An 18,711-nucleotide genomic window follows, 5' to 3' on the forward strand; every position below is an offset into this window, starting at 1 on the left:
GACGGAATGAACGGGTTGAAGGTGTTCAAGCTCCAGCGGTTCGCCATTGTCGCGGCGATCACCGCACTCGCGCTGGCCGGCTGTTCGGGCGGCGACCGGGAGGCCCCCTCGGCCGGCGGCAACGCCGAGATCGGCAGCACCAACGACATCAATCCACAGGATGTCGCGAACCTGCGCCAAGGCGGCAATCTGCGGCTGGCCCTGACGGAGTTCCCGTCGAATTTCAATCCGCTGCACATCGACGGCAACACCGGCGACGTCGGCTCGATCACCAAGCCGACGCTGCCGCGGGCCTTCACGATCGCCGCCGACGGGTCGACCACGGTGAACACCGACTACTTCACCAACGTCGAGCTCACGGGCACCAACCCGCAGGTGGTCACCTACACGATCAACCCAAAGGCGGTGTGGTCCGACGGCACGCCGATCACCTGGGAAGACATCAAGTACCAGGTCGAGGCCAACAGCGGAAAGAACCCCGCGTTCATCATCGCCGCACCCAACGGCTGCGAACGGGTGGGCTCGGTGACCCGCGGTGTGGACGACCGGCAGGCCGTGATGACGTTCGACAAGCCCTACGCCGACTGGAAGGGCATGTTCGCCGGCAATGGGCGGCTGCTGCCCAAGAGCATGACCTCCACGCCCGAAGCCTTCAACAAGGCCCAGCTGAGCGAACCGGGACCGGCGGCAGGCCCGTTCCTGGTCTCCAACATCGACCGGGGCGCGCAGCGGATCACGTTGAGCCGCAACCCCAAATGGTGGGGCACCCCACCGCTGCTGGACACCATCACCTTCCTGGTGCTCGATGACGCAGCGCGTATCCCGGCCCTGCAGAACAACACCATCGACGCCACCGGCACCGCATCTCTGGACGAGCTGACCATCGCCCGCAAGACCGCCGGGATCAGCATCCGGCGGGCACCGTCTGCCAGCTGGTATCACCTGACGTTCAACGGCGCACCCGGCTCGATCCTGGCCGATCCAGCCCTACGCCGCGCGGTCGCCAAGGGCATCGATCGGCAGGCCATCGCCAACATCACCCAGCGGGGTCTCACCGACAATCCGGTCCCGCTGAACAACCACATCTTCGTCGCCGGCCAGCAGGGCTATCAGGACAACGCCGGCTCGGTGGCCTTCGACCCGGATCAGGCCAGGGCCGAGCTGGACGCGCTGGGCTGGAAAGTGCCCGAAGGACAGCAGTTCCGGAAGAAGGACGGCAAGGAACTGGTCATCCGCAACGTCTTCTACGACGCCGGCAGCACCCGGCAGGTGGCTCAGATCACGCAGAACATGCTGGGCCAGATCGGGGTGAACCTGCAGCTCGACACCAAACCGGGCACGGGGTTCTTCAGCAACTACATCATCAAGGGCGACTTCGACATTGCCCAGTTCGCCTTCCTCGGCGACGCGTTCCCGTTGAGCTCCCTGACCCAGATCTACGCCCAGGACGGCGCCAGCAACTTCGGCAAGATCGGCAGCCCGGAGATCGACGCCAAGATCGAACAGACGCTGGAGGAGCTGGACCCGGCCAAGGCGCTGGCCCAGGCCAACGAGCTGGACCGGATGCTGTTCGACGAGGTGTTCAGCCTCCCGCTGTTCCAGTCTCCCGGTAACGTCGCGGTCCGTAGCAACCTGGCCAATTTCGGTGCCTTCGGCCTCGCCGACGCCGACTACACGAAGATCGGTTTCCTCAAGTAGCCGAAGGTGGCCGCCTCCACCGAGATGGCCACCGAGACCGCACGTACCGCCGCGCGGACGACGACGCGTGCCGGCAGCGCGTCGAGCTCGACGGCGACCGCCGAGAGTTGTTCGACCGCACCCTCGTTCACCGCTCGGATCACCGCGAAGGCGGCGCGCTCGCGGGTGTCGAGCACGCTGTGCACCACCGTCGGCATCCGGACCAGTACCGAATCCGGCACCAGTACGGCGATCCGTTCGGCGATGGCCGGTGGTGTGGTCAGGTCGCGGCCGCCGGACAGCACGACGGTGGGCCAGTCGAAGCCAGGTAACTCGGCCGTCAGGTCGAAGGGCTCGGCCTCGAAGGGTTCGTAGAACTTCGCGCTGCCGATCATGTCGACCATGTCCAGGGCGGGGTCCAGGGGCAGCCCGTCGGGCACCCCGGCGTAGTTCAACTCGCGGAAGGCGATCCGACCGACGAGATCGACTTCGTTGCGGTACGGCGCTTTTCGTGTCGAGAGCCGCATCAGCCGGCGCAGCACCGACCACACCAGGGTGCGCCCGCGCAACAGCAGGTCGAGCTGGCGGTTCAGCAGCGCGGCGCCGCCGAACCCATAGAGCAGGCCGATCAGGTCCCCACCCTTGGTGGCCAGCGTCCCGTCGGCCACCAATCGGCGCACCTTCGGCGCCAGCTGCACGGTCTCGGGATCGTGTCCGTCCCACAGCAGATCTCGGATGGCGCGACGCATGGCCTCGATGTCGGCCGTGGACAGCAGCGGTGAGTCCAGCACCATCGCGGCCACCCGGTCGCGATGGCGCACACCGAACCCGGCCGCGATGTAACTGCCGTAGGACGTGCCGTAGACCATCGCCTGGTGCACACCAGCGTCGTCGAGCACGGCGGCGATGTCGTCGACCACCTGCTCGACGGTGATGGCCGCCGGGGGCAGATCCGCACCCGCGTCGGTGTGCCGCGACATCCCGACGCCGCGGTGCTCGATCATGATCACGTCGAATCCGGCGGCGGCCGCGCGCCGTCGCAGCGCGCGGTACGGCTGGATCGACGCGACGCCGGGACCACCCGGGATGAGCACGACCGGCTGTGCCGACTTGCGCCCGGTGCGCACGTAGAACAGGTCGAACTGCTCCTGCGACCCAGGGCTGACCGGGCGTCGCACCGCCCGCACCCCCGGCAGCGCGGCCAGCTTGTCGTGCACGCGCCTGCGCTTGGCGTTCATGGTCATTGCGCTCCATTGTGCCGCGCCGCGCTCAGATCAGATAGATCGCCAATACCGCCCCGAACAGCACCACCAGCCAGCCGTCGGTGGCGAGTTTGAGCCACCTCGGTGCCGTTCGGACCTCCATGAACTGCCGGATGATCAGACGGGACTTGACCAGCGTCAACGCCAGCACCAGCACGGTGATCGGCACGCTGGCCGCCAGGGTGGACGAGTACTGGGCCGGCGCCAGCCACCAGGATCCGACGGTGATGGCGACCAGCACCAGCCAGGTCTGGGTCACAGCTCTCTCGGTCATGATCACCTCACCACGTAGAGCAGGCCGAAGATGATCACCCAGAGCAGGTCGACCATGTGCCAGTAGATCGCGCTCGATTCCACCACCGAGGCCCGGCGACGCGACGGATTGCGCAACTCACGCACGATGACGCCCAGCACGATCAACCCGATCAACACATGGATCAGGTGGACCCCCGTCAGCACGTAATAGAACGAGTAGAACATCTCGGAGTTGGTGTGGCCGGCCCGGATCTTGACCGCCCATTCAAAACCCTTGCAGGCCATGAACAACACACCGCCGACGCCGCCGGCGTAGGTGAGCCGGATTGCCGCGTCGTACCGGCCGGCCCTGGCGGCCAGCACCGCCCGCGCCACCAGCCACGAACTGGTCAGCAGGATCACCGTGTTGAGCACCCCGATGTTGATGTCGAGATGCTGTTGGGCCCGCAGGAATTCGTCCGGCTGCATCGTCCGGTAGATCATGAACACGATGAAGTAGCCACCGAAGATGACCAGATCACCGAGCACCATGACCCACATGTGCCCGTCGCCGGGCAGGTGCGACGACGTTGCGTCGACGGGCGGATCCTCTTGTGTCACCACAGGATTGCTTGACATGGTTCGCCTCACTCCAGTCCCGGCTCGTCCAGGGATTCACGGACAGCCGCTTGGCGCAGCAGCACGATCAGCGCCGACAGCCAGACCGAGAACACCACCACGGCCCACCAGAACGCGATCGAACCGTTCCAGGCGAACGGCCCGGACTCGAACACGAACATCTGCGTGGCGATCACCTCGGTGATGATCTGCCAGATGGTCACGTAGGCGAACCAGACCGGGAAGATCTGGTTCTTGTCGTAGAGGATGGCGATTGCAAAAACCAAGTAGGCGGCCGTGAAGCAGCCCAAAGAGCCGTTGTAGGACAGCATTCCGAGGTCGTAGAGCAGGCTGATCAGCTCCGGGTCACGATCGGGCCGCAACGCTGCGGTGAGGAAACAGACCGAGACCAGAAGAAACCCCGGCAGCGCGCCCACACTCATACCGCCGATGTAGCCGTAGGCGAATACCGAACCGACCGACATGCGTTTGATCTGGTAGGCCACCAGGCCGTTGGTCATGGCCGCGCCGCCCAGCAGGATCAACAGCAGGCAGAACCCGATCTTGATGGTGAAACCGTGCTCGGTGAAGAACGCGACCTTGTCGGCTGCGGTGACGTCGGGGCGCGGCGGTGGCGTCACCCGGGTCAGAATGCAGATGATGACGCCGAACGCGCCGTACCACAGCGGGAAGAACCACGTCATCAACCGCACATCGGGCTTGCCCGGCGGCGCCTCATCCGCGGAGCGGGTGGGTGGACCGGGGGTCAGGACGGTCACGCGGGAATCCCCGGGGCCGTCACGCCCTCTTGGACGGCCTGCCGGAGCACCGCCCGGCGCAGGACGAAGAACATCACGATGACGAAGACCGCGAAGGCGCCGTTGCGCAGCCAGAAGGACAGCACGCCGTCCCAGGCCAGCGGCCCGGTCTGGAACACCGCCGCCCCCGCAGCCGGGACCATCGCGATGGCCGTCGCCAGCGAGTAGTGACCCACCCAGCGGGGAAACACCGGCTCCGGGCCGTTGTCGAAGTAGACCGCGACCGCAAGCAACACGAACTGCGAGACCACCATGCCCACCGGCGCCACGAACACGATCCAGGCCAGGTCGTTGAGCAACATCACCAACTCGGGGTTGCGGGCCGGCCGGAACGCCGCGACCAGGAAGAAGATGTTCGACAGGGCGAAGATGGTGGCGCCGCTGACGACGGCGGTCAGATAGCAGTACGCGAACACGTGGCTCTGGGTCTTCATGCGCTTCATCTGGACCACGATCACCATGAAGAACGGCAGGATCAGGATGCCGCACAGGTTGAACGTCACCTGGCTGAGCCGGATCCACGCGGTGTGGTCGGCGTAGAACCCGGCCACCTGCTGCGCACTCCACGTCGGCGACATCGGCGGCCAGAAGCCGGGAAACGCCAGAAACGCCGCCAACAGGACGGCGCCGACTGCCGGCCCGGTCCACAGGCTCACCCATTGAGCCTTGATGTTTCCGGCTTTCGGCAGGTCTTGAACCTGCTCGAGGATTTGCACTCCCCCACCTCCAAAACTGACTTCAGTCAGGACTGTTCTTTCTCGAAACCGTAGCGTCCACTGCAGTCAATGGAAAGAGTCAATCTGAGTACAGTCAGTTCTTGAATGTCGTAACATCGGGCCGTGCTGAAGGCTCAATCGCCACCACCCCGCAGCCGCAAGGGTCAGCAGACCCGGGAACGGCTACTGGGGGCCGCGATCGCCGAGTTCAAACGCGGGGGCATGGCCGCGGCCGACACGGCCGCGATCGCCTCGGCCGCCGGTGTCGCCCACGGCACCTTCTTCTTCCACTTCCCCACCAAGGAACACGTCCTGGTGGAACTCGAACAGCGTGAAGAGGCCCGCATGGCCGGCGAGCTCATCCGGTTCTTCGCCGAACCGCACGATGTCCACGCCACGCTGGCCGAATCCGTGCGCATGCTGGAGAAGCTGGAGCGACGCCTCGGCCGGCCACTGTTCAAAGACTTTCTGGCCCTGCACTTCTCCACCACCCGTCCCCCCTCGGAGGAATGGGCGCACCATCCGGTGCTCGTCGCATTGATCAAGGAACTCCAGCACGCCAAAGAGGTCGGCGAGATTCCCGACGAAGTGGATGTGCTGCACAATGCCGCATCGTTCTTCGCCGGGCTCTACGCGCTGCTGATCACCATCCCCGACACACCGGAGGTTCGGGCCCCCGTCATCAAGGAGTACCTGACCACCTACCTCTACGGTATGCGGGTCAGAGGCTTTGGTTCGCCCTGATCCAAACGCGTGCCTGCCGGTAGCCGGGGCCGATACAACGGTGCCATGACCACCGTCGAGAAAATCACCCACGTGTTGCCCGGAACGCCGGAGTGGGACGCCCTGCTGGCCTCGATCGCTTCGGGCGCCAAGGACCGTGACCTGAACGACGAGAATCCGTTCGATCAGGTCGCCGCGCTGAAACGGTCCGGGTTCGGCACCCTGCGCCTGCCCGAGTCCCTCGGCGGTGCTGGATTCACCGTGCCACAGCTGTTCTCCGCGGTGATCGACGTGGCCAAGGCCGATCCGATCGTGGCCCACATCTTCCGGACCCACTTCTGGTTCACCGAGGAACGGCTGCGCACCGCCGGCGATCCGGTGTCGGCGCACTGGCTGGGCAAGATCGCCGAGGGCAAGATCTTCGGTAATGCGTTCAGCGAGAAGGGTTCACTGGCAGTCGGCAGCCTGGTGTTCAACACCCGATTGCTGGCCGACCCGGCAGGCTCCGGATACCGGCTCAACGGCGAGAAGTACTACAGCACCGGGACACTGTTCTCGGACTACCTGACGGTGACGGCCACCACCGACCACGACTCGGTGGCCAACGTGCTGGTGCCGACCGACCGCGACGGTGTCCGGTTGGTCGACGACTGGGACGGATTCGGTCAGCGTCGCACCGGGACCGGCACCACGACGTTCACCGATGTCGCGGTCGCCGCCGACGACGTGCTCTCCGACACCTCCTACGATGCCGACCCGGTGCCGACAGTGCAGTACGCCGCATTGCAGTTGTTCATCCATGCGGTGGTGGCCGGCATTCTGGCCAATGTCGTCGACGACGGTGTGGCCCTGCTGCGTTCGCGCGAGCGCAACTTCAGCCATGCCGTGACCGAGCGGCCCACCGACGACCCGTTGTTGCAGCGCCAACTCGGCGTGCTGGCCAGCACCGCCTATGTGGCCCGGGCCGCGGTTCTCGACGCGGCCGCGGCCATCGGTGCCGCCACCGACTCGGAGGTCGACGGGGTGCCCGATGCGCACCTGGCCGAAGAGGCGCAGCTCAAGGTGGCCAAGGTCAAGGTTCACCTTGACGATGTCGCTCCCGAGGCGGCCACGCGGCTGCTCGAGCTCGGCGGGGCCAGTGCGGCCAGCCGGCAGCGCAACCTGGACCGGCATTGGCGCAACATCCGCACCATCACCCTGCACAACCCGGTGGCCTACAAGGCGCGGGCGATCGGCCAGAACCTGTTGAACGGCACGCCGGTTCCGGCCAACGCCTACTTCTGAGTCTGGGGGGCGTCGATCAGGCCGTCAAGGCGATGTGGTGGGCGCCCTGCACGCTGGCGTAACGCTCAGGGCTGCAGGTCAACACGATCACCTGGCCGTCCCCGCCGACCGCGTCGAACACCGCGCCCATCTTGGTCAACCGTTCGGGATCGGTGAAACCGAGTGCATCGTCGATGATCACCGGAACGCTGTCCTCCTTGGCCACCATCGTGGCGCCGGCCAGCCGCGCCACGATGGCCAATTGCTCCTTGGCACCACCCGACAGTGATTCGTAGGGCACGGTGCGGCCGGACAGGGTGCGGGTGCAGATGTTGAGATCGCTGTCGACCTCGACCTCGAAGTCCTCGCCGAACACCAAGCGGCCCAGGCGTTGCACTTCGAGGCGGAACGGGTCGGCGTAGCGCTGTCGGGTGGCATCGCGGTGCCGGGCCATCACCGACCGCAGCGTCTCGGCGGCGCGGGCCCGGCGGTGCACCCGCAGATACTCGGTGTGGGCATGCTCGCGTTCGGTCTCGGCGGCGTCCAGATGCCCCTTGCGCCCCTGGGTGCCGTACACCTTGAGCTGCGCGGCCACCTCGCGCAGTCCGTCGACTGCGGCATCGTGCCGGACAGCCGAGACGTCGGCCCGACGCATCGCCGCCTGAAGGGCAGCGTTCACCGAATCCGGTGGTGTGGCCGACAATTCGGCGCGCAACACGGTGACGCGGCCGGTGGTGGCGGCAGCCTCGTCATCGGCGGCCTGAGCCTTGATGGCCAGTGCCTCGTCGGCGACCACTGCGCGCGCTGCCTCAAGACGTCCGGTGCAGACGGTCAGTTCCGCCTGCGCCGAGGTGAGCTTCTCCCGCATCCCGCTGAGCCGGTTGGACTTCTCCGACAGCTTCTGGGCGGCCGCGGCCAGCACCTTGCGGCTGGTCTCGCTGTCGGCCACCGCCTGACGGTGCCGGGCCACCGCGGCGTCGAGTTCAGCCCGGGCCGCACCAGCGTCGGCGGGGCCGGCCAGTTCGAACAACGCCGCCTCGTCGGGGTGGGCTGCCCGCAGATGGGTCAGCCGCGACCGTAGGACGTCCAGATGATCCTCGCCGGTGAGGGCATCGACGGTGGCGTTCAGCCGGTCACGGGTGCCGAGCAGTTCCCGACGACGGGTGTCCAGCGCTCGCGCGGCATCCACACTCTCAACCCCGGAGGCGGCCAGTGCGGCCGTCAGCGTCGCCTGTGCCTCGTCGAGACGGGCCTGGGTCTGCGCGGCCGGGGTGCCGGGCACCACCCGTACGGTGAGCACGCCGGGCAGGTCGATCTCGGTGTCGGCGGTGGTGTTGACCGACCACGGGCGGCCGACCTCCAGGGTGACCCCGGCGTCGTCCACCCGAACTTCGAGCTCCTCGGCCGCGACGAGTTCGATTCGCGCCGAGGCGAGTTCGGCTTGTCCGGTGGCGCGCTCCACGGCGAGGGCTGCCGCCTCGATGGCCCGCACCCCGGCATCGTCGAGGGTTATCCCCGCCAACTCGCGGTTGACCCGGTCGAGATCGCGTACCGCGGCGTCGATCTTGCTGAGCCGGGTGGCCAGCCGGTCGGCTTCGTCCCGGTCGGTCATCCGCGTCAGCGTGGCGCGGGCCACCTCGACCAGGTCCGCATGTTCGTCTGCGGCCACCCGCGCCTGCTCGGCCGCGGCCTCGGCGGCCTCGTGAACCGCCCGCGCCGTGGTGGTGTCATCCTCGGCCGAGCTCAGCGTGGCCCGTAGGTCGGTGATGGCAGTTGCGCGTTCGTCGATCTCGGCGCGCAACCGTCGGCGCTCGGTGAGCGCGTCGGCGGCCGCGCTCTGTGCCACCCGTGCGGCGTCGGCGACCACCTCGGCTTCTTTGAGTCGTTGCACCACGGCGGCGACCTCGTCGGCGGCCTTACGGGCCGCGGTCAGGCCGGCCTGGGCCTGCTCGCGCTCGGCGGCCAAACCCGTGACCTCGATGCTGAGTTCGGCATGACGGCGTACCGCGTCGTCGACCTCGGCCACCGCGGCAGCGCACCGTGCCACCGCGTCGTCGGCGGCGGCGAGCCGCTTGGTGACCGCGGCCCACTCCCCGGTCGGCCGGCCGGTGGCGGTGAAGTAGCGCAGATATTCGGCGTCGATGCGCTCGATCAGCAGCGGCTCGTCACCGGACAGCGTGACCGCCTCACCGGCAGCCACGTCCAGCGCCCGGGCCAGGGCATCCGAACCGGACAGGTCGACGGGGGCGGTCGAGGAGGCCTGCAACACCCGCTGCGCCTGCCACAGGCTGGTGTCCACGGTTTCGCCGAGCATGGCCAGCACCCGCTCGTGCGCCTCGTCGCCACTGAGCTGCTCGCGCACCGGCGCCAGCACGGTCAGCTGGGTTTCGGCTTTCTTGTGGAACCGCTTGCGGTACATGAAACGATAAGGGCCGGTGGAGATTTCGGCCACCACCTCGGCACCGACGTCGGCGTGGGTGGGCTTGACCTGCTTGACTTCCTTCTTCCCCGAGCGGTCCTTGGCCTCCAGCAGCAGATCGAGCGCCTCGATCATCGAGGACTTACCGATCTCATTGGCGCCGCTGACCACCACCACACCGTGGTCGGGGAACTCGATCTCGCGGTGACTCACGCCGCGGTAATTGGTCAGGACCAGGCGGTGCAGTTTCATGCCGCACTTCCCCGATCGACCAGACGCAGCAACAGCCCCAGCGCAGCCCGCGCATCGTCGGCCGCGGCACCTTCGGATCGCGCCGTGGCCACCAGCTCGTCGACCGCGGCTGCGGCGAATCCGCCGATACCGAGGTCGTCGAATTCGCCGTCGGCAGGAAGCACCGCGATCTCGGTGTGCCGTTCCCAAACGGTCAGCGCCGCGAACAACCGCGCGTACTTGTCCAGACAGGCATCCAGCGCCGCCTTGTCGGTCACGGTCAGCGAACCGGTCAATGCCAGGCGCACCACCGTACATTCCTTGTCGGCCAACAGATCCAGGTTGATGTCGAGATCGGCGATGTCGCGGTCGGTATCCACCGCGCGGTGCAACGTGACGAACCGCCACCGGCCCACCCGTTCGGAATCGACCCGAACCGCGCGCTGCGGATCGTCCTCATCGATGTCGACCACCAGCACATGGCCGGGATCGGATTCGATGTCGTCATAGTTGGTCACCTCAGGCGAACCCGAATACCACACCCGGCCCGTCGAGCCGACCTCGGCACGAGAGTGCTTGTCCCCCAACGCGACATAGTGGATGGCGCCGCGAGTGAGCGCATCCTCCACGGCAGCCAACCGGATCAACGACGGCTTGCCCTTGTCCGGGTCGAGGAGGTCGACACCGCCGTGGCCGACCACAACCCGGGTGACCCCGTCGGCCGGCAGATCGGCCAGCACGTCACCCACCAGGTCGGAGGTCGGCGCCTTGGAGCGCCACGGACCGGCGACGATCTGCAGGCCGGGGCGCACATCATGCACGCCGGCGCGATCGAGCACCATGACATTGTCCGGGCATTCGGCGGTGAACAGCGCACTCGTGTAAACCGAGGCCGCGTCGAGCGGATCATGGTTGCCGGGCAACAGGTACACCGGCACCCCGATGCCGCGCATGGCCTCCAGCGACACGCTGACCTCACGAGGAGCCAACTGGTTGTGCTCGAACACGTCACCGGACACCACCACGAACTCCGCGCCCGAGGCCGCCGCGACCGCGCCGAGTGCGGACACTGCCTCGCGGCGGGCGGCCGCATAACGTGGCTGGGCTTCCCCGTCACCGGCGCTGAGGAAGTGACGGGTCATGCCGAGTTGCCAATCGGCGGTGTGCAGAAAACGCATCGACCCCGTCCCTCCATGTCCATTTTTCGTCCACATCCCGGCGACTCATCTTGCGAGCAAGGCGAGTGTAGGACTGGGCGCCGACAAGTCCGGGGACGCGCGGCGGCGCGTATGGTCGGCAGCTTGCCTGCGGGTCAGCCGGCGGGAGCCTCGACCATCTCCGGCCGCACATAATCGCGCGCCCTCAGCGCGAGGTACAGGGCGGAGAGTGTCGCCCCCTGTGACAGATCGACTCCCAGCAGCGATTCGATGCGACCGATCCGGTAGTAGAGAGTTTGCCGTTCGACGTGCAGGCGCCGGGCCGCCTCGCTCTTCTGGCCGGGGTTCTCACACAGCACCCGCAGGGTATCCACAAGCTGCGTGCCGTGCGCGTGGTCGTGCTCGATGAGCGGGTCGAGGCTGGTCCGGACGAATGATCGCAGGGCGGATTGGTCGCGGATCGACCACAACAGTCGATCGACGTCGGCCCGCGCGGCATCGTGCCACGGCCGCTTGGGACCGTGCGCCGCGGCCAGTGCGGTGTCCTCGGTCTCGGCCAGGCTCTGGCGGATGTGGTTCCAGGTTCGTGCGACCCGGCCGACCGCGATGACCGCGAGTCCCGACACCCCGAAGCGCTGTTCTGCGAACCGCTCCACGGTCTCGGCGATGAAATTCGCCTCCTCGGAGCGCGTGCCGGGATCGTCGATGGCGACCAGCGCCACGGTCAGGCCACCGTCGCCACGGGCACCCACCACCATGGGACGCCCACGCTGGCCGAACGTCTTACGCACGTCCCGCCAGACCAGCGCCCAGGCCGCTTCCTCCCCGGCAAGCGGGTTGGCCGACGAGGCGTGCGCGATCGCCACCGGCATCAGGGGTCCCATCCGGCGTGGAAAACCCATGGCCGCCAACCGAATACTGGCCTCGGCATCGTCGATGTCTCTGGTCATCACCCGTTCGAGGAAGTCGCCCCGCTCACGAAGTGCCAGCACGGTTTCGGCTTGTTGTTGGCGCAACGCCAGCGCGAGCAAGCCGACCGCGCGATCGGTGGCCACCGCGTCGAGCTCGGCCAACGGCGAATCCAACCCCATCGCGGTGAGCGTGCCCCACGTCTCCCCCGTGCCCATCGGTATGGTTCGCCGGATCGTCTCGAACTCGATATGGGCCCCGCGCCGGAATGAATTCCACGACGCCAACACGATCGAGTCGGTGCTGGTGTAACTCACGTGCGAGATCGCGCCAGTGCGAGCGTTTTCCAGCACGACCGGGTTGCCGATGGCCTCCGACAGCGCCTCCAAGATCTGGGCCACGCCGGCGCCGTTCAGCATCAGTTCGGTGAATCTGCGGTGAAACTCGTTGCCCTGCTCCATGAGTCGCAGCTGGTGACTCATGATCGCCTGATGCGCGGCCTCGGTCACCTCCACGAACGGCAGTTCCCGGTGCAGCGCGATCAACGGCAGGTTTCGCCGCCGGGCCTGGTCGACCAGTTCGTCGGGAAGCCTGTCGAACACCCTACCCAGTTCGATCGCCAGCCCGGCGACGTCGCGATTGCTCAGATCGTCGATGAACTGGCGTAGACCGGCCGGGCTGCGGTCCATCCCCATCCCGGTCGTCAGCAACAACTCTCGACCCTTGAGCAGGGTCGCGATATTGGGCACTTCACCGGCGTGCGCCCAGCGCACCGGACGATCCAGCGCCGGATCGTCCCCGGCGAGGATCTCCGGAGCGCCACGCTGAAGCGCGGGCAGGTGCAGGATCGTCCAAACCGTCACACCGAGGTGGTCACTCACCCCTTCGAATGTGTGGGAAGTGGCCCTAACCTGTCAAGGCTGAGACGGTGAAGTTCTGACACTCTGTCGGCCGCCCGGGCGGCTGACCAGCTAGGGACCCTTATCAGGCGTCGACCAGCGCGGCAGCGATCACGCCGACCAGCCCTTCTGGGCCGTCCGACAAACTGTCAAAACACCGCGACCGAATCCAGACAGTTGGCATCTGGCTCGTCGTGTGGTCCAGGGCACATCATCGTGGTGTACCGGCGACGAACCCCCGAATACAGCGCAGGGGCCGCGACCGGCTCTCACCGAATCCCACAGACGGAGGATCATGCTCGACCATGCCCGCACGGCCGAAACCGATCGTTCTCGGCAAACACGAGTCGCGGACCGCGACCGGATCCGTGCCATAAGACAGCGCGAGGAGGAGCGGTTCGCGCGGGACCGGCCGAAATCGTTCGAGCTCGTGCAACGGGCCCGCCAGTCATTGCTCGGCGGCGTACCGATGAACTGGATGACCAAGTGGCCCGGCGGATTCCCGCCGTTCATCGCCACCGCGCGCGGCGCCCGCCTGGTCGATGTCGATGGCAATGAGTACATCGACTTCTGCTTCGGCGACACCGGAGCAATGGCCGGCCACGCGCCGGCCGGCTCGGTGGGTGCGATCGCCGACCGAGCGGCCGATGGCATCACCTTCATGCTGCCGACAGAGGATGCGATCTGGGTCGGTGAGGAGATGACCCGCCGATTCGGCGTGCCGTACTGGCAGTTCGCCCTGACCGCCACCGACGCGAACCGCTTCGTGCTCCGGCTGGCACGGATGATCACCGGACGCCCAAAGGTGCTGGTGTTCAACCACTGCTACCACGGCAGCGTCGACGAATCGCTCGCCACCCTGGTGGACGGCACGATCACCCCACGCCGCGGCAACATCGGTCCCGCGGTGCCGCCCAGCGAAACCACCAAGGTGGTCGAGTTCAACGATCTCGACGCTCTCGAGCAGGCGCTCGCCGGTGGCGAGGTGGCCGCCGTGCTGGCCGAACCGGCCCTGACGAATATCGGAATCGTCCTGCCGGAAGCCGGCTTTCACGACGCACTACGGAAACTCACCCACAAGTATGGAACGTTGCTCGTCATCGACGAGACCCACACCATCTGCGCAGGCCCCGGTGGCTACACACAGGCCCACGGGCTGCAGCCCGATTTCGTGACGATCGGCAAGTCGATCGGCAGTGGAGTGCCCTCGGCAGCCTATGGTTTCACCGCCGACATCGCCGAACGCATCGAACGCATGGTGTCGGTCGAGGACTCCGATGTGAGTGGGGTCGGGGGCACCTTGGCCGGTAATGCCTTGTCGCTGGCCGCCATCCGCGCGACGCTGTCCAACGTGCTGACCGAGCAGGCCTTCACCGGCATGACCGATCTGGCCGTACAGCTCGAACGTGATGTCAACGAACTCATCGACGCCTATGACCTGCCCTGGCACGTCACCCGACTCGGCTGCCGCGTCGAGTACCTGTTCAGCGCCGACCGGGCCCGCAACGGCACGCAAGCCGCGCAGGCCGGTGACTTCGAGCTCGACCAGCTCATCCACCTGTACATGCTCAACCGCGGAATGCTGTTGACCCCGTTCCACAACATGACCCTGATGTCACCGGCCAACGTCCCCGCCGACGTCGACCGACACAAGGAGATCCTCACCGAGGCAATCGCCGAGCTCTATCCAGCCCAGTAGTGAATCACAAGGAGACAACGATGTATTTCCCCATTGACGAGTACGAAACCCGTTGGAGCAACGTGCTGGAGGCCATGCGTCAGCGTGGCTTCGACTGGGCGTTGATCTGGGGCCGCAGCGGCGGCACGTTCGAACGATGCAACGACATCTTGTATTTGTCGAACTACTACTCCAGCCAATCCGGCCATGAATACGACAGCCCCGAGTGGATGGGTGTGAGTTTCTCGGCCATGGTGATCGGCGGCCAGGACCTTCCCGAGATGGTGGTCGACGAGCCGGACTTCCCTGCCGACTTGCTGCCGCTGCCGGCCAGCAACGTCACTTGGGAACCGCATCTGATCGAGGGCGTGGCCAAACTCATTCGCAGCAAGCCGATCTCACGCATCGCGATGGTGGGCACCGATTTCCTGCCGGTCAAGTACGCCCGGCTGCTGGAGGCCGAGCTGCCCGATGTGGAGTTCGTCGAGGCTGACGATCTGGTACGAGAGGTGCGAAAGCAGAAGAGCCCGCGGGAGCTTGACTGCTACCGCGAAATCGGAGTCAAGGTGACCGCAGCCATGGACGTGATGGTGCAGGCCGCCAGCAAGGGCGGGGTGACCCAGGCCGAGGTCGCCGCGCTCGGTACCGCCGAGCTGATGCGCCACGGCGGCGTACCCCACATGGTCCCGGTTTCCAGCGGTCCCACCATGTTCAACCATTGTGGCGATCCGATCCTCGGGTTCAGCCCCAACGTCATGCTCGAAGAGGGCGACATGGTCCGTATGTGGATCTACGGACCGGTCTACCAGGGCTACTGGTCAGACCCGGGCCGCACGGTCATCGTCGGCGGCAAGGGCACCGCACGGCAACGCCAGCTGATCGAGAACGCCAACCACATCATCACCACGCTGATGAACGAGATCCGCCCCGGTCGCCGGTTTTCCGAGATCGCCGCACTCGGTAACGAGCTGCGGGCCTCAATGGACACCGAGGAAGACCAGCCCGGCAAGATGTGGCCGATCTACGGGCACGGCGTCGGCCTGTTCTGGGAAGACCCGTGGCTGACCGCGGCCGCCGCCAACCCGACCGGTGAGGATCCCGTCTTCCACGAGGGCCAGACCTACAGCACCGAGACGTTCCTGCACTGGTCCGGAGTCGGAAGTGCCGGCGCCGAGCAGAATTTCATCGTATGGAACGACGGCAACGAACTGCTCACCACCACCGATCTCGTGAACTGGTAGGACGGCGCAGATGGCTACCGGTATCTGGTTCGACGAACGGTGTCTTGCACACGACAACGGCTCGATGATTCTCGATGAGCGAGCCTCGTCGTGGCTGGAGGTGACTCATGCGGAGAACCCTCAGCGACTGGCACGAGCAGTGGCGGTACTCGAGGCATCGGGGGTGGCGCGCGAACTCGACTGGTTCCCGCTGCGGGAGGCCACCTCCGAAGATCTGGCCCTGGTGCACACCCGCGTACACATCGACAAGGTCCGCACGGCCTGCGATTCCGACACCGCGGCTTTCGTGGGGCCGGAGGCACGCGCTGGCCGCGGTAGTTGGGAGCCGGCACTGCTGTCGGCGGGCGGCACGGTCGCCGCGGTCGACTGGGTTCTCGACGGCGCCGAACGCAATGCCTACGTGTTGGCCCGACCGCCGGGCCATCACGCGTCGTCAGATACCGCGATGGGGTTCTGCCTGTTCAACAATGTGGCGATCGCGGCCCGTCACGCCCAGCACCGGCACGGGCTCGGCCGGGTCGCGATCGTCGATTGGGATGTCCACCACGGCAACGGTACTGAGGACATCTTCTACGAGGACCCGTCCGTTCTCTATGTCTCCCTGCATCAGGACGGCTTGTATCCGGCGGGCCGCGGCCTGGTGCACGACAGAGGGCGGGGTGCCGGCCGCGGCACCACCGTCAATCTGCCGCTGCCGGCCGGGACCGGCGATGCGGGGTATCTCAGCGCGGTCGACCGCCTGGTGGTGCCGGCCCTACACGCCTTCGGTCCCGACCTGATCCTGATCTCGGCCGGACAGGACCCTTCGGCGGCCGATCCACTCGGCCGGATGAGCGTGACCACCGAAGGGTTCCGCGGTATGACCCGCCGATTGGCCGACGTGTCCAACGAGGTCTGCGACGGGCGGCTGATTGCCGTGCAAGAAGGTGGGTACAGCGTCGACCATGTCCCCTTCTGTGTGTTGGCGATCATCGAGGAACTGGCCGGGCTCATCCCACAGTTCAGCACCGATCCGATGGAACTCGACACCCCGCAAGACCTGCGGGAGTACGAGATAGCGGCCATCGATGCACTGGTGACGGAATCACGCGCCACCGCCGGACAGCAGTGAGGAATGCGATGACACAACCTGAGGTCAACGACGGCGGGGATGCGTACGGCTATACCCAGACGCTGCAACGCAGCATCGGGCAATTCGCCAGCTTCGCCGCCGGTGTCAGCTATATCTCGGTGCTCACCGGCGTGTTCGGGCTGTTCTACTTCGGATTCGCCACCGGCGGCCCGGCCTACGCCTGGTCGTGGCCCATGGTGTTCGCCGGGCAGCTCATGGTCGCCTTGTGTTTTGCCGAGCTGGCCAGCCGGTACCCGGTGGCCGGCTCGGTCTACAACTGGGCGAAAAAGTTGTCCGGCTCCACGTCGGCATGGTTGGCCGGCTGGCTGATGGCGGTGTCCTCGATCGTCACCGTCTCTGCCGTCGCGCTCACGTACCAGGTCACGCTCCCCCAGATCTGGTCGGGTTTCCAGATCGTCGGGGACGGCACCGGCCCGCATGATTTCGCGCTCAACGGGGTGCTCCTCGCCGGGATCCTGATCGCCGTCACCACCATGGTGAACGCGTTCGGAGTGCGACTGGCGACGATGATCAACAGCATCGGAGTATTCGTCGAACTCGTCGCCGCCGTGCTGCTGATCGTCATCCTCGCCGTCCACGCCGTTCGGGGCCCCGGTGAACTCCTCCGAACACACGGCCTCGGGTCGTCCAACTCGTCGGGCTATTTCGGGGTGTTCCTCATCGCGGCGATCGCATCGGCATGGGTCATGTACGGCTTCGACACCGCCAGCACGCTGGGCGAGGAGACCAAGGACCCGAAACGCACCGCACCACGGGCGATCATCCGCGCCGTAACGGCATCATTCGTCCTCGGCGGCCTGATCCTGTTGTTCGGAATCCTTTCCGCCCTTGACCTTTCCGATCCGGCACTGGGCTCCTCGTCGGGTGGTCTGCAGTACGTCGTCTTGTCGGTGTTGGGCGGAACTTTGGGCAAGCTGTTCTTGATCTCGGTCGCGGTGGCGATCACGGTGTGCGTCATCGCGCTCGAAGCCGCCGCGATCCGGATGGTGTTCGCCATGGCTCGTGACAACCGCACGCCCATGGCGGCGAAGCTGGCCTATGTACACCCGGTGCGCCGGACACCCACCAACGCGTCGATCGCCGTGGGAACGATCGCGATCCTGATTCTGGTGGTCATGCTGACCCAGCCGCAGATCTACCTGATGCTCGCCAGTGTCGGGGTGGCCCTCATCTACTGCGCCTACCTCCTGGTCACCATCCCGATGCTGCGGCAGCGGCTGCGCGGTAGGTGGCCGCTGAAAGATGTTGGCGGTACCGACTATTCGTTGGGCCGCTGGGGGCTGACGGTCAACGTCATCGCGATCCTGTGGGGTATCGCCATGGCGGTCAACCTGTTATGGCCGCGACGCGAGGTGTACAACCCTGAACCGCCGTTCCACTGGTACTACGCCTGGTCGGGAATCCTGTTCCTCCTCACAGTCACAGTCGGCGGCCTGCTGTTGTACTGGATCCGGTTGCGGCACCGGCAAGGGACGATGCTCACCCACAGCACATCGGAAACCGCCGGTGAGAAACGCGATCTGGAGCCTGATGCAGTATGAGCACTGACCATGTCGGAACCGCGCGCGTCAAGCGCGGGATGGCTGAGATGCTCAAGGGTGGCGTCATCATGGACGTGGTCACCCCCGAGCAGGCCAAGATCGCCGAGGGTGCCGGCGCGGTGGCTGTGATGGCCCTGGAGCGGGTGCCTGCTGACATCCGCGCTCAGGGTGGGGTGTCGCGCATGTCGGATCC

General features: G+C 66.4%; 15 protein-coding genes and 1 pseudogene. 8 read left to right on the forward strand and 8 right to left on the reverse strand.

From position 1 onward, the window contains the following. Window positions 1-6 precede the first annotated feature (6 nt). Window positions 7-1,698: an ABC transporter family substrate-binding protein gene (locus A5740_RS10630; RefSeq protein WP_076193816.1), complete on the forward strand. Its 1,692-nt coding sequence runs from the start codon at window positions 7-9 to the stop codon at window positions 1,696-1,698. On the opposite strand, the gene A5740_RS10635 is transcribed toward A5740_RS10630, so the two are convergent. Genes A5740_RS10635 through A5740_RS10655 form a run of 5 tightly spaced genes read right to left on the reverse strand, consistent with a single transcriptional unit; the run spans window position 1,671 to window position 5,325 of the window. Beyond that, window positions 1,671-2,921: an alpha/beta hydrolase gene (locus tag A5740_RS10635; RefSeq protein WP_076193818.1), complete on the reverse strand. Its 1,251-nt coding sequence runs from the start codon at window positions 2,919-2,921 to the stop codon at window positions 1,671-1,673. The genes A5740_RS10630 and A5740_RS10635 overlap by 28 nt on opposite strands. Before the next feature lie 25 nt (window positions 2,922-2,946). After that, window positions 2,947-3,213 carry a cytochrome C oxidase subunit IV family protein gene (locus A5740_RS10640; RefSeq protein WP_076193855.1) on the reverse strand — a complete coding sequence of 89 codons (267 nt, stop codon included), beginning with the start codon at window positions 3,211-3,213 and terminating at the stop codon, window positions 2,947-2,949. A gap of 2 nt (window positions 3,214-3,215) precedes the next feature. After that, window positions 3,216-3,812 (reverse strand): cytochrome c oxidase subunit 3, encoded by a 597-nt coding sequence (locus tag A5740_RS10645; protein WP_076193820.1) that lies wholly within the window; start codon window positions 3,810-3,812, stop codon window positions 3,216-3,218. Window positions 3,813-3,820: 8 nt separating this feature from the next. Continuing rightward, on the reverse strand, window positions 3,821-4,570 hold the full coding sequence (locus A5740_RS10650) for a hypothetical protein (RefSeq protein WP_076193822.1): 750 nt from the start codon (window positions 4,568-4,570) through the stop codon (window positions 3,821-3,823). Further along, window positions 4,567-5,325 carry a hypothetical protein gene (locus tag A5740_RS10655; protein WP_076193824.1) on the reverse strand — a complete coding sequence of 253 codons (759 nt, stop codon included), beginning with the start codon at window positions 5,323-5,325 and terminating at the stop codon, window positions 4,567-4,569. The genes A5740_RS10650 and A5740_RS10655 overlap by 4 nt, the downstream gene beginning before the upstream one ends. 123 nt (window positions 5,326-5,448) lie before the next feature. Here A5740_RS10655 and A5740_RS10660 point away from each other — a divergent pair, with 123 nt between their 5' ends. Both A5740_RS10660 and A5740_RS10665 read left to right on the forward strand, forming a co-directional pair. Further along, window positions 5,449-6,069, forward strand: coding sequence for a TetR/AcrR family transcriptional regulator (locus tag A5740_RS10660; RefSeq protein WP_076193826.1), 621 nt, complete (start codon window positions 5,449-5,451; stop codon window positions 6,067-6,069). A 45-nt stretch (window positions 6,070-6,114) separates the two neighbouring features. Next, complete coding sequence (locus A5740_RS10665) at window positions 6,115-7,332, forward strand: acyl-CoA dehydrogenase family protein (RefSeq protein ID WP_076193828.1); 1,218 nt, start codon at window positions 6,115-6,117, stop codon at window positions 7,330-7,332. A gap of 16 nt (window positions 7,333-7,348) precedes the next feature. Here A5740_RS10665 and A5740_RS10670 read toward each other — a convergent pair whose 3' ends face one another. The 3 genes from A5740_RS10670 to A5740_RS10680 all read right to left on the reverse strand — a co-directional run bounded on the left by A5740_RS10670 (window position 7,349) and on the right by A5740_RS10680 (window position 12,908). Next, window positions 7,349-9,982: an ATP-binding protein gene (locus A5740_RS10670; RefSeq protein ID WP_076193830.1), complete on the reverse strand. Its 2,634-nt coding sequence runs from the start codon at window positions 9,980-9,982 to the stop codon at window positions 7,349-7,351. Further along, complete coding sequence (locus A5740_RS10675; RefSeq protein ID WP_076193832.1) at window positions 9,979-11,139, reverse strand: exonuclease SbcCD subunit D; 1,161 nt, start codon at window positions 11,137-11,139, stop codon at window positions 9,979-9,981. The genes A5740_RS10670 and A5740_RS10675 overlap by 4 nt, the downstream gene beginning before the upstream one ends. 134 nt (window positions 11,140-11,273) lie before the next feature. Further along, window positions 11,274-12,908 carry a PucR family transcriptional regulator gene (locus tag A5740_RS10680; protein ID WP_076193834.1) on the reverse strand — a complete coding sequence of 545 codons (1,635 nt, stop codon included), beginning with the start codon at window positions 12,906-12,908 and terminating at the stop codon, window positions 11,274-11,276. A 313-nt stretch (window positions 12,909-13,221) separates the two neighbouring features. Here A5740_RS10680 and A5740_RS10685 point away from each other — a divergent pair, with 313 nt between their 5' ends. The 5 genes and pseudogenes from A5740_RS10685 to A5740_RS10705 form a co-directional block, all read left to right on the forward strand. Beyond that, window positions 13,222-14,625 (forward strand): aspartate aminotransferase family protein, encoded by a 1,404-nt coding sequence (locus tag A5740_RS10685; protein WP_076193836.1) that lies wholly within the window; start codon window positions 13,222-13,224, stop codon window positions 14,623-14,625. Window positions 14,626-14,645: 20 nt separating this feature from the next. Then, complete coding sequence (locus tag A5740_RS10690; protein WP_139335063.1) at window positions 14,646-15,845, forward strand: M24 family metallopeptidase; 1,200 nt, start codon at window positions 14,646-14,648, stop codon at window positions 15,843-15,845. 10 nt (window positions 15,846-15,855) lie between these two features. Beyond that, window positions 15,856-16,956: a class II histone deacetylase gene (locus A5740_RS10695; protein ID WP_076193839.1), complete on the forward strand. Its 1,101-nt coding sequence runs from the start codon at window positions 15,856-15,858 to the stop codon at window positions 16,954-16,956. A gap of 8 nt (window positions 16,957-16,964) precedes the next feature. Continuing rightward, on the forward strand, window positions 16,965-18,518 hold the full coding sequence (locus A5740_RS10700) for an APC family permease (RefSeq protein ID WP_076193841.1): 1,554 nt from the start codon (window positions 16,965-16,967) through the stop codon (window positions 18,516-18,518). Then, a pseudogene (locus A5740_RS10705) lies at window positions 18,515-18,711 on the forward strand (pyridoxal 5'-phosphate synthase lyase subunit PdxS); the annotation flags it as partial. The gene A5740_RS10700 and the pseudogene A5740_RS10705, both read left to right, overlap by 4 nt.

This window comes from Mycobacterium sp. GA-1841, from assembly GCF_001954135.1.
In the GTDB taxonomy this organism is placed as follows: Bacteria; Actinomycetota; Actinomycetes; order Mycobacteriales; family Mycobacteriaceae; genus Mycobacterium.

Excerpts from the sequence above, each read along its gene's own strand:
- A5740_RS10670 (WP_076193830.1), bottom strand. The coding sequence starts at position 9,982 with ATGAAACTGCACCGCCTGGTCCTGACCAATTACCGCGGCGTGAGTCAC.
- A5740_RS10695 (WP_076193839.1), top strand. The coding sequence starts at position 15,856 with ATGGCTACCGGTATCTGGTTCGACGAACGGTGTCTTGCACACGACAAC.
- A5740_RS10630 (WP_076193816.1), top strand. The coding sequence starts at position 7 with ATGAACGGGTTGAAGGTGTTCAAGCTCCAGCGGTTCGCCATTGTCGCG.
- A5740_RS10685 (WP_076193836.1), top strand. The coding sequence starts at position 13,222 with ATGCTCGACCATGCCCGCACGGCCGAAACCGATCGTTCTCGGCAAACA.
- A5740_RS10675 (WP_076193832.1), bottom strand. The coding sequence starts at position 11,139 with ATGCGTTTTCTGCACACCGCCGATTGGCAACTCGGCATGACCCGTCAC.
- A5740_RS10700 (WP_076193841.1), top strand. The coding sequence starts at position 16,965 with ATGACACAACCTGAGGTCAACGACGGCGGGGATGCGTACGGCTATACC.
- A5740_RS10640 (WP_076193855.1), bottom strand. The coding sequence starts at position 3,213 with ATGACCGAGAGAGCTGTGACCCAGACCTGGCTGGTGCTGGTCGCCATC.
- A5740_RS10635 (WP_076193818.1), bottom strand. The coding sequence starts at position 2,921 with ATGACCATGAACGCCAAGCGCAGGCGCGTGCACGACAAGCTGGCCGCG.
- A5740_RS10645 (WP_076193820.1), bottom strand. The coding sequence starts at position 3,812 with ATGTCAAGCAATCCTGTGGTGACACAAGAGGATCCGCCCGTCGACGCA.
- A5740_RS10665 (WP_076193828.1), top strand. The coding sequence starts at position 6,115 with ATGACCACCGTCGAGAAAATCACCCACGTGTTGCCCGGAACGCCGGAG.
- A5740_RS10690 (WP_139335063.1), top strand. The coding sequence starts at position 14,646 with ATGTATTTCCCCATTGACGAGTACGAAACCCGTTGGAGCAACGTGCTG.